This is a genomic window from Polaribacter vadi (assembly GCF_001761365.1).
Lineage (GTDB): Bacteria > Bacteroidota > Bacteroidia > Flavobacteriales > Flavobacteriaceae > Polaribacter > Polaribacter vadi.
The window spans coordinates 2589160-2604549 of the sequence record NZ_CP017477.1 but is presented as its reverse complement, the minus strand read 5'-3'; the positions used below and the strand labels follow the sequence as shown (position 1 = coordinate 2604549).

At 30.3% G+C, this 15390-nt stretch carries 12 protein-coding genes; 7 read left to right on the top strand and 5 right to left on the bottom strand.

Annotated elements, in window-relative coordinates; all coding sequences use genetic code 11:
• Positions 1-35: 35 nt before the first annotated feature.
• Entirely contained in the window at positions 36-1349 is a 1314-nt protein-coding gene (gene sufD, locus LPB03_RS11230; protein WP_065319703.1) for a Fe-S cluster assembly protein SufD, read from the top strand.
• Positions 1350-1435: 86 nt separating this feature from the next.
• Positions 1436-1639, top strand: coding sequence for a hypothetical protein (locus LPB03_RS11225; RefSeq protein ID WP_065319702.1), 204 nt, complete (start codon positions 1436-1438; stop codon positions 1637-1639).
• 49 nt (positions 1640-1688) lie between these two features.
• Here LPB03_RS11225 and LPB03_RS11220 read toward each other — a convergent pair whose 3' ends face one another.
• Both LPB03_RS11220 and LPB03_RS11215 read right to left on the bottom strand, forming a co-directional pair.
• Entirely contained in the window at positions 1689-2927 is a 1239-nt protein-coding gene (locus LPB03_RS11220) for a hypothetical protein (RefSeq protein WP_139058977.1), read from the bottom strand.
• 185 nt (positions 2928-3112) lie between these two features.
• Complete coding sequence (locus tag LPB03_RS11215; protein WP_065319700.1) at positions 3113-4438, bottom strand: serine hydrolase domain-containing protein; 1326 nt, start codon at positions 4436-4438, stop codon at positions 3113-3115.
• Between the two features lie 98 nt (positions 4439-4536).
• Here LPB03_RS11215 and LPB03_RS11210 point away from each other — a divergent pair, with 98 nt between their 5' ends.
• Positions 4537-5751: an aminotransferase class V-fold PLP-dependent enzyme gene (locus tag LPB03_RS11210; protein WP_065319699.1), complete on the top strand. Its 1215-nt coding sequence runs from the start codon at positions 4537-4539 to the stop codon at positions 5749-5751.
• Between the two features lie 76 nt (positions 5752-5827).
• On the opposite strand, the gene LPB03_RS11205 is transcribed toward LPB03_RS11210, so the two are convergent.
• Entirely contained in the window at positions 5828-7366 is a 1539-nt protein-coding gene (locus LPB03_RS11205; protein WP_065319698.1) for an SGNH/GDSL hydrolase family protein, read from the bottom strand.
• 18 nt (positions 7367-7384) lie between these two features.
• Complete coding sequence (locus LPB03_RS11200) at positions 7385-10138, bottom strand: TonB-dependent receptor (RefSeq protein WP_065319697.1); 2754 nt, start codon at positions 10136-10138, stop codon at positions 7385-7387.
• 210 nt (positions 10139-10348) lie between these two features.
• Between LPB03_RS11200 and LPB03_RS11195 the strand changes: the two genes are divergently transcribed.
• Both LPB03_RS11195 and serS read left to right on the top strand, forming a co-directional pair.
• A complete protein-coding gene (locus LPB03_RS11195) occupies positions 10349-11287 on the top strand; it encodes a bifunctional riboflavin kinase/FAD synthetase (protein ID WP_065319696.1) in 939 nt (312 codons plus the stop codon).
• A gap of 212 nt (positions 11288-11499) precedes the next feature.
• Complete coding sequence (gene serS / locus LPB03_RS11190) at positions 11500-12771, top strand: serine--tRNA ligase (protein ID WP_065319695.1); 1272 nt, start codon at positions 11500-11502, stop codon at positions 12769-12771.
• 118 nt (positions 12772-12889) lie between these two features.
• Here the strand turns inward: serS and LPB03_RS16770 are convergent, their stop codons facing one another.
• Positions 12890-13033, bottom strand: coding sequence for a hypothetical protein (locus tag LPB03_RS16770; RefSeq protein WP_170324219.1), 144 nt, complete (start codon positions 13031-13033; stop codon positions 12890-12892).
• Positions 13034-13160: 127 nt separating this feature from the next.
• Between LPB03_RS16770 and LPB03_RS11185 the strand changes: the two genes are divergently transcribed.
• On the top strand, positions 13161-14978 hold the full coding sequence (locus tag LPB03_RS11185; protein ID WP_065319694.1) for a tetratricopeptide repeat protein: 1818 nt from the start codon (positions 13161-13163) through the stop codon (positions 14976-14978).
• 81 nt (positions 14979-15059) lie between these two features.
• Positions 15060-15389, top strand: a complete 330-nt coding sequence (locus LPB03_RS11180; RefSeq protein WP_065319693.1) for a DUF4286 family protein — start codon at positions 15060-15062, stop codon at positions 15387-15389.
• The last annotated feature ends 1 nt before the right edge of the window (position 15390 follow it).

The following is a 15390-nucleotide window of genomic DNA, read 5'->3' as shown; positions in this document are numbered from 1 at the left end:
TGAATTCAAAATTTTGAACTTTAAACTTAAAGAAAATGGAATTAAAAGATAAAATAGTAACCTCTTACGTAGCTTTTGAAGATAAAGTAGATACTAATTCTGCTATTCATGAAATTAGAACAGAAGCATTAGAGAATTTTGAAAAACTTGGTTTTCCTACAAAAAAATTAGAAGCTTGGAAATATACGAGCCTAAATAATGTATTGAAAAACGATTTCAGCCTTTTCCCAAACAGAGATGTTGCTGTAGAATTAGCGGATGTAAAAAAGTATTTTATTCATGATATAGACACCTACAATGTTGTTTTTATTGATGGTAAATACAGTTCTTTTTTATCAGAAACTACACACGATACTATTGATGTTTGCTTAATGTCTTCTGCATTATCGAAGCCAAAATACAAAGCTGTTATTGATAAATATTTCAATAAAATTGCCAAACAAGATAATTTAACTTCTTTAAATACGGCTTTTGCAAGTGAAGGTGCTTACATTCATATTCCAAAAAATGTGGAAGTTAAAAAACCAATTCAAATTATCAATTTTACAACAGGTTCTGAAGTTGCAGTAATGACTCAACCTCGTAATTTAATTGTGGTTGATGAAAATGCACATGTTCAAATTATAGAACGTCATCAAAGTTTAACTTCGAATGCAGTTTTATCGAATGTAGTTACAGAAATATTTTCTGCAAAAAGCTCTACTGTAGATGTTTATAAAATTCAGAATGATGATTTAAACGCTTCTATTGTTGATAATACCTATGTAGATCAAAAATCAAATAGTGTTGTTTCTGTGCATACTTTTTCTTTTGGAGGAAACATCACAAGAAATAATTTGAACTTTTATCAAAATGGAGAACATATAGATTCTATTTTAAAAGGGATTACAATTATTGAAGGAAAACAACATGTAGATCACCACACTTTAGTGCATCATATAGAGCCAAATTGTGAATCTCACCAAGATTACAAAGGTATTTTTGATGAGCGTTCTACAGGAGTTTTTAACGGAAAAGTAATTGTAAATAAAGAAGCTCAAAAAACAAATGCATATCAGCAAAACAACAATGTTTTAATTAGCGATAAAGCAACTATAAACGCAAAACCTCAGCTAGAAATTTTTGCAGATGATGTAAAATGTTCTCATGGTTGTACCATTGGTCAGTTAGATGATGATGCTTTGTTTTACATGCAACAACGTGGAATTCCTAAAAAAGAAGGAAAAGCTTTATTAATGTTTGCTTTTGCAAATACAGTATTAGAAAGTGTAAAAATTCCTGAAGTAAAAACAAGAATTACCAAGTTAATTGCCAATAAATTAGGTGTAAAAATTGGGTTCGATTTATAATTGATTGAGTTAACTTTTATTTCAATAGGATTAACTGTAACTGTTTTTAAATCATACATTTGTAACTCACATTAAACAACCAAATTATGAACAAAACAATCAAAACAGTATTACTAATTGTAGGTGTTATTTTATTAGCATATGGAGTTTATGTAATGGTAGTGCCAGAAACGCAAGTTTCTATTGGAGATTTAGATTTAATAGAAGCTCAAGATAACACAAACGCTTATATTACAATTGGTTTAGGAATTGCAGCAATTGCTTTAAGTTTAATTAAAGGAAAAAGCTAAAAATAGAAAATATTATAATTTTAAAAACCACTCTTTTTGAGTGGTTTTTTTAGTTTACTTCACCTACAAAAACCCAATAAAATTTTTCTTTTATTTGTTTTTGAAGTTCTTTTGATAAAGTATTATAATTTTGATGATATCCTTTTTCTGCATAATCATCTCTAAATTCATTGACAATATTCTTTGTCAGAGATAAAACTTCGAAGTATTCTTCAAATTTAGTAGAATCGTTATAAGAGAATATAAAAGGGGAAAAACCATCTTTTTTAAACTTCTTTATAATTGATGTTTTTAAATCTTCTTTTGAAAGTAAATTGTTTTGAAAGAAATATTTACCTTTTTTTGAAATTGAAATTTTTATCGCTTTTGATTTTAAATCTTCTGGTTTAAAATCATTTATAGTAAAGCCAAAAGTCTTGTTTCCTCTTATAAAAAAAGGATGTTCTTTATCTTTTACTGAATAATGAGTTCTGTAAGCTCCTTTATCCTTTAAATACTGCTGTATCTTCTTAACATTACTCATGCACAAATCTTTATCAATATAAAGAACATAAGTTATAAAAGGTTCAAGCCTTTTTGGAAATCTTTTTTTGAAAATATTAATTTTATCAGACAAAGACACTAATTCTGTAAATTGATTTTTATTATCTGTTTCTAGGATTAAACCATTTTTACCTTCTTTTAAATATAAATTAAAAAGCAAATATCTATCTTCAGTTAAATCTTGAGATTCCCCTGAAGTAACTCTGTCTATTTTATGCTTGTATAATATATTTTGTGACAATACAGATTTATTGATTGTAACATTATTTATAAATTCAATTTTTGAAATAATAAAAGTGATTAATAAAATAACAGATATAAATATTAAAAAAAACTTTGCTTTATTATCCATAGTAAACCATCTAATAGATAACCACATTTGTCCAATAAATACGATTATAATCAAATAGATTATATAATTCATTTCAGTAAATAAATCATCGTTTTTAAAACTTAAAGATAAAGTCCCAAACACAAAAGCAACTCTACAAAACGTATTTAATAAAAACCAATTGGTAACTCTTTGTGAGTTCAATATGTTTTTTCGCTTGTAATTATAGGGTTCTAAAAAGCCAATTGGAGTATTTACTAAAAATTCAAAAACGATAGAAAAAGAAAAATTAACAGCAATAAAAGCAATAAAAAAACTGTAAAGTTGATAATTAGCTTCTGTTAAAGTAACTAGTTCATATCCATTAAACATGGCATCAAATACCACTAAAGATTTACTAATTAATTTAAGCAAAGCATAGAAAATAACTGCAAAAAATAGTCCTAAAAAAAAACCAATAAATATTCTTCTTTTAGATATATCTAATGATAATTGCCTCTTTTGTATAAATATTTTCTTTAACAATTTGTTTTTAATTCAAGTAAATTATTTATCTATGAGATAAAGAAACAAATATTTTGTTACAATATCTTTAATAATTACCTTTTAATTGATGAAATAATTCCACTTAACAAAGCATCTACATCTGCATTTTTAGTTAACCCCATTCTAACCACAACCAAATCTTCATCTGGCAAAACAAAAACATTCTGACCTTGGTAACCACTAAAGAAATACATGTTTTCTGGCACATTTGGATACCTTTTCCCAGCATTTAACCAAATTTGTGCTCCATACCAACCATTAGAAGTTGGAGTGGGTTCTGTAGCGTAATTTATCCAATCTTTTGTAAACAGTTGTTCTCCATTCCAGTTTCCGTTATTTAAATACAACAACCCTAATTTTGCCCAATCTCTTGGAGTTGCCCATGCATAGGAAGAACCCACATAATTGCCAGCTAAATCTGTTTCTATGGTCATAGAATTCATCCCAATTTTATCGATTAAATCTGCGTACCAAAAATCTAAATATTCTTGATGCGTTTTAAATTGATTTCTTAAAATTCCTGATAATAAATTAGTCGTTCCAGAAGAATAATACCAGCTTTCATTCGGTTTTCCAGCTAAAGGTTTTCTAATTTGGCTTTTAGTCATATCTCTTTCTAAAAATAACATTTTTGTTACATCAGAAATTTCCTCATAATTTTCATCCCATTCCAAACCAGAATTCATTTGTAACAGATTATGAATGGTTATTTCGTTTCTCTCATCATTTTTCCATTCCTCAAAATTCGCTTTTTTAAAAACATCTATTTTCTGCTGATGTTCTAAAATCCCAAACAACGTACTTACAATACTTTTGGTCATAGACCAGCCTAAAATTTTAGAATTTTTATCAAAACCTTCAGCATATTTTTCTGCGATGATTTGGTTCTTATAAACAACAACTGCTGCCCTAGTTTGATTTACAGAATCAAATAAAATATCTAACGTTTCATTTATTTTTTGATAATCAATATTACTAAAAACAGTATCTTTTTGTGGGGCATTTCCATAAGGATAAGGGGTTTTATTATCAGCTAATACTCTTTTAGGAGTTAAGTAAGTTTTATTTAAATCTTCCTCGTCAATTGCCAAAACTGTTCCTAAACCTTCTCTATAAAATGCTTTTCTACTTAATAAACCAAACACGTTCGAAGATGCCCATTTTTCAGTTTCATCAACCTTACTTTCAACTAAATTTATGGGAGAAAAATTATTATCGGTTTTGGTAGTAAAATTTAAATCTCTATTTGCAACAAAAACAGATGAAGCAGCATTTTTAGCTGCATAACCTGCAATCATATTTAATTTTGGGTAATTATAAACAACAGTTATGGTAATTACTACCAATATTAAAAGTAAAATTCGTTTAAAAATCTTCATAAAAAGTAATTTTAATGATGTAAAAATAAGAAAATCATATTGAGAATTTAATAGGTTTCAACAATCAACCTTTATCTTTGTAACTTAAATTGATTTTTATGTTGAATATTGATAAAATTAGAGAAGACTTTCCCATTCTAAAAAGAACAGTTCACGGAAAACCTTTGGTATATTTTGATAATGCTGCCACTTCACAAACACCTCAAATTGTGATTGATACGATTGTTGATTATTACAGCAATTATAACTCAAATATTCACAGAGGAGTGCATACGTTAAGTCAAGAAGCAACTGATAAATATGAAGAAGCACGTATTAAAGTGCAAAAGCATATTAACGCAAAAGAAACGTACGAAATTATTTTAACTGCAGGAACTACACACAGTATTAACATTGTTGCTGCTGGTTTCGAATCACTTTTACATAAAGGTGATGAGTTAATTGTATCTGCTTTAGAACATCATTCAAACATTGTTCCTTGGCAAATGTTGTGCGAAAAAACAGGCGCTATTTTAAAGGTAATTCCTATGAACGATGAAGGTTCTTTAGATATGGAAACCTATCATCAACTTTTAAATGAGAATACAAAATTGGTTTTTTGCAACCACGTTTCTAATGCTTTAGGAACTGTAAACCCAATTGAAGAAATTATAGAAGCTGCTCATAAAGTTGGTGCTGCTGTTTTAATTGATGGTGCTCAAGCAACACCACACATTAAACCAGATGTACAACAATTAAATGCTGATTTTTATGTAGCTTCTGCTCATAAATTATGTGGTCCAACAGGTGTTGGCTTTTTATACGGAAAAAAAGAATGGTTAGAGAAATTACCTCCTTATCAAGGTGGAGGAGAAATGATTGCAACTGTGTCTTTCAAAAAAACAACCTATGCAGGTTTGCCTCACAAATTTGAAGCTGGAACTCCAAATATTTGTGGAGGAATTGCTTTTGGTGCTGCTTTAGATTATATGAACTCAGTAGGTTTTGATCATATAGCAGCGTATGAAGATGAACTTTTAAAATACGGAACAGAAGAACTATTAAAAATTGAGGGTTTAAAAATTTACGGAACATCAGCAAAAAAAACAGCTGTAATTTCTTTTAATATTGATGGGGTTCATCCTTATGATATGGGAGCAATATTAGATAAGTTAGGTATTGCTGTTAGAACTGGCCATCATTGTGCACAACCTATAATGGATTTTTATAAAATTCCAGGAACTGTTAGAGCTTCTTTTTCATTTTACAACACAAAAGAAGAAATAGATGTTCTAGTTGCTGGCGTTAAAAGAGCAAAAATGATGCTTTTATAAACTACCAAAATTTGGTCATAAAAAAAGGTTGAGAATTAATTCTCAACCTTTTTTGTTTTATTAAATTATAATTCTACTATCTTAAAGCAGGAGAATAATTTGTTGGATGGTCATCAGCTTTCGCTAAACCATTTGTAGCAGTTGTAAAGTTAGATCCAAATTTTGTATCCATAGCTGCCATAATTTTGTTAGCCATTAAAGCATAACCTCTACCTGTTAAATGCACACCATCTAAACTAATTAAACCCCCAGTTACTAAACTAGTTGTTAATGTATATTGATCAAATGCAATACCTGTTGCAGATTGCTCTAAAAGCCCTTTAAAATCTACCAAAGCAACATTTGGGTTTGCACTTGCAACAGCAGCAATAGTTGTGTTGTAAGCGTCAGTAGCTGTTTTAATAGCCAACTGCTCTTCAGGAGTAATTGCCCACTTATCTTCTAATGGATACGTAACACCTACAGTATTAAATGGTGCAGGTATACCAGGTTGTGCAGTTCCAATTGCACTAGATAATGGCAAAACAAACAAGTCTGCTGAAGTTGCATGTCTTGCTTGTCCATATAAACTTCCCATTAATTGTGCTTGAGCAGCAGGAACTCCAGCTTGCTGTAAAGCTCCTGAAATTTGTGCAGAAAAATCAACAAGATTTTCGTCTCTTAATAATAATTTATTAGAACTAGAAGCCTCTAATAAAGCAATTCTATCTGGCTGTCCTAAAGCTGTTAATATTTGAATTACTGGTCCTAATAATTGTGAATTTAGTTGAGCTGCAGTTCCTGAATCTAAAGGAACTGGATTGTAAGGAACAGTTATAAAGTGAGCTAAGTTAGTAATATAAGGTACATTTGCTATAACTCCTTTTGCTCCACCAGAAGTTAAAGCTGTAACCATATTACTAAAAACACTAGCAAATACATTTGGGTCTGTAATATCTGAAGAGCCATAAGTTGCTGGGTTAAGATTTCCAGTTTGATCTACTCCAGAACCACCAGAAAGTGCATATCCTAAAACATCATTTCCACCAATTTCTGATAAGGTAAAAAAGGTTGGGTTTTGAGCCATAGCATCTCCTAAAACTGTTGCAGTAGAACTTGAAGCCATTCTTGCAAAATAAGGATTAGCCAAACCTAAAGGAACTCCCTGCACATTACCATAACCTTCTGCAACAAAATGAAAACTTTTAGCTCCTGGTATACCAAAGTTATTCAAGTTTCCAGAAACAGAATTAGTTACTTCTGTTGTTGGAGTTGCTTGTAAAGAAGTTGGTCCAGCACCATTAAAATACAATCTTGGTCCTTGAATTACATTTCCTCCAAACAATAAACCTCCAATATTATCATTCATTAAAGGTTGAGAAAAATCTGTACCAAATTTTCCGGCTAAAATGTTTGGGAATGAATTTTCTTGTCCTTTTATAAACAAAGCATTATCTGTAAAACCTGCTGTAAAAGAAGCTCCAATAGAAACATAACTAGAAAAATCTAATCCGTTAGTGTTTAATTGTACTACTGGTGCTGCTTCTTCTAAAATTGGATCTAAATCGTTGTTAACATCACAAGAGATAACTCCTAGTGATAAAAGAAACAAACCTATATATTTATAATTTTTCATAAATTAATGTGTTTTATATTAGTTATTAATTGACCAAGAAAGGTAATATTGAGAACCTACAGCTCCAACTCCTGGTGCACTAAAGTATTCTTGCCCACCTAAATTTGCGCCACCTAATTTAAAAGTAGATTTCCAAGATGGTACAGTATAATTAATTTGTGCATCGAATACAGTTCTTGCATCTACAGTTGCATCTAAGAAAGTAGATTCCCATAAAAACTCATCTTGCCATCTTGCATTTATATTAAATCCAAAGTTTTCAAATAAGTCTGTTTTACCAAACTGAATTTTTACTTTATGTTCTGGTGTGTTAAAACCTGCCTCAAAGTCTGGATCTGATGCTTGGTCAAAATCAAACTTAGCATATGTATAATTTAAACCAATATCAAAACCATTAAAAATCTTTGTATTTAATCCTAACGAAGCTCCATAAGAATTTATATCTGCTGTAGTATTTGTATATACTTGAAAAGCTTTATAATCTCCATTTTGAAGCGCTATTAAAGCTAAAGGTACAGGAGATCCTCCTGGGCCAACAGGTACAGTTTCAGTTAATTCAACATCACCATAGAAAGGAACTAAAACATTTTTAGCAGAAATAAAGTCATTATATTGGTTATAATATGCACTAACATCTAAAGTAATTCTAGAATCTCCTGCATTAATTAATCCTCTATATCCTAATTCAAAAGCAGTTACCTCTTCTGGCTTTACTAAAGGAGCACTAGATGCTTCTGGAGCACCAGCTATAACAGAACTTGCTGCAAAAGAATTCTCATAAGCTAATCTACCAGACAACGTAGTTGTTGAGCTTCCTACAATTCCTTGACCAGCTGTACTTACATTTAATGGAGTACTTGTATATCTATCTAAGTTATCTGGAGCAGAACCTACTAAAATTGCAGAACCAGCATCTAAACCAATATATTGATCTTGTGTTGTTGGGTTTCTAAATCCTTTTTGAAAAGAGGCTCTAAAGTTATCATTCTTATTTTCTCCTCCTGCATACGCTAAAGAAACTCTTGGAGAAAAATTACCATCAAAATTTTGTGCTTTGTCATAACGTAAAGAAGCTGTTAATTTTAAACGATCATCTTCTAAAAATTTCTTTTGCATTTGAGTATAAACACCATATTCATCATAATCAATTGATCCATCATTATCAGTAAAAATACTTCCATTAGAATTTAAAGAATATCTTCTGTAAGAACCACCAACTTGAAATTCTGCCCACTCAATAACATCTTGAAAGTTATAATTTACATCTCCATGATATAGTTTTGTTTCATCTTGAAACCTTGAACCAGTTGCTAAGTTTGGATCAGCAGTAACTTCATTAAAAGCGGCTTTAAATTCAGGTGTTCCTGGAATTAAACGTCCTGTATCTGCAGCTGCTCTTGCTGCTTGATGAGAACCTGTTACTAAATAAGTTCCTGCATATTGTGTAAACCAGTCTTGGTCAGATTTCCATCTTCTGTTAATGTTGATAGCAGCAAAACGCGAATCATAAGAATTCCCAGCATCTTCAGTTGTTACATAACCTCTAACAAAAAAGTTTTTACCTCTAACTTCTAATTTTTGTTGTGCTAAATAGAAATCTCTAATATTGTATCTGTTTGCACCTTGATAAATAGTATTTCCTGTTCCAAATTTAGAATTAAAGATTACTTCTAATCGATCATCTCCAAAAGGTCTATAATGCAAAGCTGTATTTAATTTTACACTTTTTGCTTCATAATCTAACATTAAATCTTGCTCTTCATAACCAGTTCTACTAACTCTACCAACAGCACCACCTAAGTTTGTAGCAACCTCATCACCATAAATATTTAAACCATCAAAATCATTTAAAGATCTATCTCCAGGAGCATATTCTCCATTTCTAGTGTTTCTATGATCTGTAGCAAACCACTCAGTACCCTGTAAATAAGCCAATGTTGCTTTTGCTGCAAATTTTTCTGAAAAAGCATATGCCATTCTAATATTTACATCATACACATTATTTGTACCTGCTGCTTCTTGAGTAGTAACTCCTTGCTTGTAAGAAAAACTAATTCCTTGATCATTAAAAGGACTTCTACTGGTCATAAACATAATACCATTAAAAGCATTTGCACCATAAAGTGCAGAAGATGCTCCTGGTAATAATTCAACCGTGTTTACATCTAATTCAGACATTCCTAAAAGGTTACCAATTGCAAAGTTTAATGCTGGAGATGAATTGTCCATACCATCTACTAATTGCATAAAACGTGTGTTTGCAAATGTTGCAAAACCTCTAGTATTTACAGATTTAAATGTTAAACTGCTCGTATTTACATCTACACCTTTTAAGTTTTCTAAACCGTCATAAAATGAAGGAGAAGAAGTGTTTTTTATAGATCTAGCATCCATTCTTTCAATGGTTACTGGAGATTCCATAACACGTTCTGGTGTTCTAGATGCAGATACAACAATCTCATCTAAAGATGTTTCATTTTCTTCTAAAGTCACCTCTATTTTTTCATTTCTTTTAGTAATCTCAACTTCTTTCATTTGAAATCCTAACATAGATATTTCTAATGTAAAAGGTGGGTTGTCTGTAACTTTCAACTCAAAGTTTCCATCAAAATCTGTGGTTGTACCAACAGCTTTATTAGCAACTTTAATGTTTGCACCAGGAAGGGTTTCTCCTGTTTTAGCATCTTTAACAGTTCCTGTTATTGTAGTTTGCCCAACCATAGCAAGACTTCCGAAAGCTATAAATGCTACAAATAAAATCTTTTTTATCATAATGTGGATTGTTTGTTAATTGTTTGTTAACTATCGTGCAAAATACAAATTTTTTTGAGTTTCTGAATAAATCATTTAATTATTTATGATTTTAACAAATTATCCTACTAAAATTTATGATATACAGATATTAAAACATGTACTAGTTATCAATTTTGGCTTTGGTTTATTGTACATTTGTTGTTTAAAATCTATTAAATATTTAGTTTTTTGAAAATAGTAAAAGACATCACTAATTTCTCTTCAGAAACGCAAACATTTGTAACAATTGGCACTTTTGATGGTGTCCATTTTGGGCATCAACAAATTATTGAGAAATTGGTTTCTGAAGCAAAAAAAGCAGGTAAAAAATCAGTTGTGCTAACCTTTTTTCCTCACCCAAGAATGGTGTTGCAGAAAGATGCTTTTTTAGAGTTGATAAATACCATTGATGAACGAGCTGCCTTACTAGAAAAAACAGGGTTAGATTATTTGATTATTCATCCTTTTAGTAAAGAGTTTTCTAGAACAACAGCCTTGGAGTTTGTAAGAGAAATCTTAGTAAATCAACTAAATATATCAAAATTAATTATTGGTTACGACCATCATTTTGGTAAAAATAGAGAAGGAAATATTACACAACTTACAGAATATAGCCATTTGTACGATTTTAAAGTTGAAGAAATCCCTGCACAAGATATAGACAGTGTTTCTGTAAGTTCTACAAAAATTAGGCGTGCTTTACATGCTGGTAATCTAAAAACTGCCAATAATTATTTAGGATATAATTTTATGCTGAATGGCACTGTTGTAAATGGCAAAAAATTAGGGGGTAAAATTGGTTATCCAACAGCAAATATCGATGTTAAGGAAACATATAAGTTAATTCCAAAAACGGGCGTTTATGTTGTAAAAGCTACCGTTGATAAAAAAACGGTTTTTGGAATGATGAATATTGGCAACAGACCCACTGTTAATGGAAATCATCAAACAATTGAAGTGCATTTTTTTGATTTTAATGAGGATTTATACAATCAACATTTAACGATTGAATTGCTTTATTTTTTACGTGATGAGCATAAATTCGATTCTGTAGAGTTGTTAATTCATCAACTTAAAAAAGATGAAGAAACTGCTAGAGATTATATTGAAAATAATAAACCTTTATAATTCAAAATAACTTGCGTTTTGAATTAGCAATATGCGTTAAGGATTGAGCAATTGTTTGAGCTCTTTTTTGTTTTTCACAAAAAAAGCGAGTGTGAAAGCCTGACCTTTTGGGAACGCCCAACATTAAAAAATTTTACTTTTTTTTAATTCGTGAATTCGTGGCATTTAAAAACCACAAATTATATATTTGCATTCTTAAATTTTGATAAAAAATGTTACAAGTAAATTTTATTAGAGAAAATAAAGCAACTGTTTTAGAAGGTTTGGCAAAACGTAATTTTGCGAATGCTGAAACAATTATTGACCAAGTTTTAACTGCGGATGAAAATAGAAGAGCAACGCAACTTGAGTTAGATACTATTTTGGCTGAATCTAATAAAATATCCAAAGAAATTGGTGCTCTTTACAAAAGTGGACAAGCGCAAAAAGCGAACATTTTAAAAGAAAAAACTGGACAATTAAAAGAGAGTTCTAAAGAATTGTCAGAAAAATTAAATGTTTTTTCTGAGGAGTTAGATGCACTTTTATATCAAATACCAAATGTACCTCATCCTTCTGTAAAAGCAGGAAAATCTGAAGAAGATAATGAGAACATTTTTAGTGAAGGTACAATTCCTGATTTAGGCGAAAATGCGCTTCCTCACTGGGAATTAGCAAAAAAATACGATATTATAGATTTTGAGTTGGGAACTAAAATTGCTGGTGCTGGTTTTCCTGTTTATAAAGGAAAAGGTGCAAGATTACAACGTGCTTTAATCAATTATTTTTTAGATAAAAATATTGAAGCTGGTTATACAGAAGTGCAAGTGCCACATTTGGTAAACACAGAATCTGCAACTGCAACTGGGCAATTACCAGATAAAGATGGACAAATGTATCATGCTACTGTTGATGATTTATATTTGATTCCAACTGCAGAAGTACCAATTACCAATATGTTTCGTGGAAATTTAATGCAGGAAACTGAATTCCCAATTTGCGTAACAGGTTACACACCTTGTTTTAGACGTGAAGCAGGTAGTTATGGAGCTCACGTTCGTGGTTTAAACAGATTGCATCAATTTGATAAAGTAGAAATTGTAAGAATTGAGCATCCAGAAAATTCTTACCAAGCTTTAGATGGCATGGTTGAACATATTAAAAATATTTTAAGAGAATTAAAATTACCTTATAGAATTTTACGTTTGTGTGGTGGAGATACTGGTTTTACATCAGCATTAACATTTGATTTTGAATTGTTTTCTACAGCTCAAGATCGATGGTTGGAAATAAGTTCTGCATCTAATTTTGAAACGTTTCAAGCAAATAGGTTGAAACTTCGTTTTAAAAATAGTGAAGGAAAAAGCGAATTAGCGCACACACTTAATGGAAGTTCTTTAGCTTTGCCAAGGGTTTTGGCTGGTATTTTAGAAAACTATCAAACAGCAGATGGAATTAAAATTCCAGATGTTTTAGTGCCTTATTGTGGGTTTGATATGATTTAGTGGCTTTTTAGTGTGCAGTCGTCAGTTGGCAGTAATTTAGTCAGCGAATTTATGAAGAAAGTTTCTTACTCAAAAAATATTGATTGCTTAGTGAAGACTGAAATACTGCAAACTATTTCTAATTTGCAATTACAGCCACCATTAATCTTTTGTATTTATTCATTTCTAGAAGTGCATTTAAATACGCACTAATTTGGCCTTTTCTCATACACTCAATTGAACGTTGCTTTGCACTTTCGTATTTGTTAGTTAAATCGATCATAATAGTAGTTTTTGATTAGTTATTTTACAGTAAAGACAATTTCCATGCCAAAATGTTACAAGGAAATCATTTAAATAACATTGGTTTAATAAAATTTTAACATATTTCTTAATTATCTTTGATTCTTATGAAGAATCTTTTTTTAATAATTTTTCTGATCATCAGCAACTTTTCCTTTGGACAAGAGTTACAAATGGAAGATGACCAGAACACTTTTTTCTTGGCAGAAACTTATTACAGGCAAGGAGAATATGAAAAAGCTACTCAAATTTATAAAAAATTATACGATAAAAGTTCTTTTAACACTACTTATTTAACTCGCTTAATTTCTTGTTATCAAGAAACCGATAAATTTTCAATTGCAGAAAATTTGTTAAAAGAGCGCATTGAAAAAAATCCTACTCAAACATTTTTATATGTGTATCTAGGGTATAATTTCGAAAAACAGCAACGAAACGAACTTGCTAAAACCAACTACGAAAAAGCAATAAATTCTTTGAATGAAAATGCTAGTTATGCTGGTATAATTGGGCGCCTTTTTAAAAACTACAACTTATTAAACTATGCTATTTTAGCTTATGAAAAAGCGATGGAAACCAATGAAAATGCGGACTATAATTTCCAAATAGCACAGATTTATGGTGAGCAAGGTGAATACAAACAAATGTTTGAATCGTATATCAATTTGGTTGATAAAAACGAAAGTTACCTCAACTTAGTTCAAAGATTTGCAAGCAAATATATTACTGATGATCCAGAAAGTGACACCAATATTTTATTCAGAAAAACACTCTTAAGAAAAGCTGCAAGCAATCCAAAAAACGAGTGGAATATCCTTTTAAGTTGGTTGTTTGCGCAACAAAAAGATTATGGAAAAGCCTTAATTCAAGAAAAAGCTTTATATCAAAGAAATTCAGGTGATTTAGAAGAAATTTATGATTTGGGTAAAATTGCTTTCCAAAATAAAGATTACCAAGCTGCAAAAGACTGTTTTACTTTTATTGATGAAAAATCAGCATTAAAAGAAGAAAAAATTGATGCAAATTTATACTTAGCAAAAATAGCTATTGCCACTAAAAACCCAGAAACAGAAATCCTCTTTCAAAATTTATTTACGGAATTTGGCAAAAGTCAACAAACTATAGAACTGCAAGTTGAATATGCAGATTTTTTAACGTTTACCAAAAACGAACCTTTACAAGCCAGTAGTGTTTTAGAAGAAGCTTTAACCTTTGCACAATCTAAATTTGATGAAGGAAGAATTAAATTAAAATTAGGCGAAGTTTTAGTTTTTAGAGGACTATTTAACAAAGCATTAATTTATTTTTCGCAAATTCAAACGCAATTAAAAGGCTCAGAAATAGCACAACAAGCACGTTTCAAAGTAGCACAAACTAGTTATTTTAAAGGCGATTTTGAGTGGGCAAAAGCACAATTAAAAGTTTTAAAAGGCTCAACTACACAATTAATTGCCAATGATGCAGTCGATTTATTTTTAAGAATAACCGATAATGAACCTGTAGATTCCATTCCTTCTGGTTTAAAACAATTGGCAAAAGCAGAGTTGTTTGCGTATCAAAATAAAAACGAGGATGCTTTAGAGGAACTTTCTACACTGTTTTCATCCAAAGAAATTTTACCAAATGGCTTAGTTCCTGGAGAAGTTATTTATGATGATGTATTATTTTTACAGGCAAAGTTATACATAAAACAAGAAAAATACGATGAAGCGATTTTATGCTACGCAAAAATTGTTGCTGCAGATAATCAAGGTTTTTTAACAGATGATGTGTATTATGCAATGGCAGAGTTATATCATTATAACTTAAATGATTTTGAAAAAGCGAAAGAGTATTACCAAAAAATAATTTTTGAACATCCATCAAGTATTTATTTAGTGGATGCCAGAAAAAAGTATAGAAAATTAAGAGGAGATACTATTTAGTAAACAATTTTTTAGTATCAGTTTGCTGTAAAAACTGAAACAATTACACTTTTAAAAAAAATAAAAGATTAAACAGATTTTATGTACATATACAACGTAACAATTAATATCGATAATGCTGTTCATGATGAATGGTTAACTTGGATGGAAACTCATATTATAGAAGTTTTAAATACAGGAAAATTCATTTCTGCTAAATTCACACAAGTGTTGGTGGAAGAAGAAATGGGAGGTAAAACATATTCTGTGCAATACACAGCAAATACACAAGCAGATTTGCACGATTATTACAAAGAAGATGCTGATGATTTAAGAATAAAAAGCTTACAAAAATTCGGAGATAAAATGCTTGCTTTTAGAACTGAGTTAAAATTGGTGAAAGAGTTTTACCCAACTGAAAATAAAAATTAAA

Excerpts from the sequence above, each read along its gene's own strand:
- sufD (WP_065319703.1), top strand. The coding sequence starts at position 36 with ATGGAATTAAAAGATAAAATAGTAACCTCTTACGTAGCTTTTGAAGAT.
- LPB03_RS11225 (WP_065319702.1), top strand. The coding sequence starts at position 1,436 with ATGAACAAAACAATCAAAACAGTATTACTAATTGTAGGTGTTATTTTA.
- LPB03_RS11215 (WP_065319700.1), bottom strand. The coding sequence starts at position 4,438 with ATGAAGATTTTTAAACGAATTTTACTTTTAATATTGGTAGTAATTACC.
- LPB03_RS11210 (WP_065319699.1), top strand. The coding sequence starts at position 4,537 with ATGTTGAATATTGATAAAATTAGAGAAGACTTTCCCATTCTAAAAAGA.
- LPB03_RS11205 (WP_065319698.1), bottom strand. The coding sequence starts at position 7,366 with ATGAAAAATTATAAATATATAGGTTTGTTTCTTTTATCACTAGGAGTT.
- LPB03_RS11200 (WP_065319697.1), bottom strand. The coding sequence starts at position 10,138 with ATGATAAAAAAGATTTTATTTGTAGCATTTATAGCTTTCGGAAGTCTT.
- serS (WP_065319695.1), top strand. The coding sequence starts at position 11,500 with ATGTTACAAGTAAATTTTATTAGAGAAAATAAAGCAACTGTTTTAGAA.
- LPB03_RS16770 (WP_170324219.1), bottom strand. The coding sequence starts at position 13,033 with ATGATCGATTTAACTAACAAATACGAAAGTGCAAAGCAACGTTCAATT.
- LPB03_RS11185 (WP_065319694.1), top strand. The coding sequence starts at position 13,161 with ATGAAGAATCTTTTTTTAATAATTTTTCTGATCATCAGCAACTTTTCC.
- LPB03_RS11180 (WP_065319693.1), top strand. The coding sequence starts at position 15,060 with ATGTACATATACAACGTAACAATTAATATCGATAATGCTGTTCATGAT.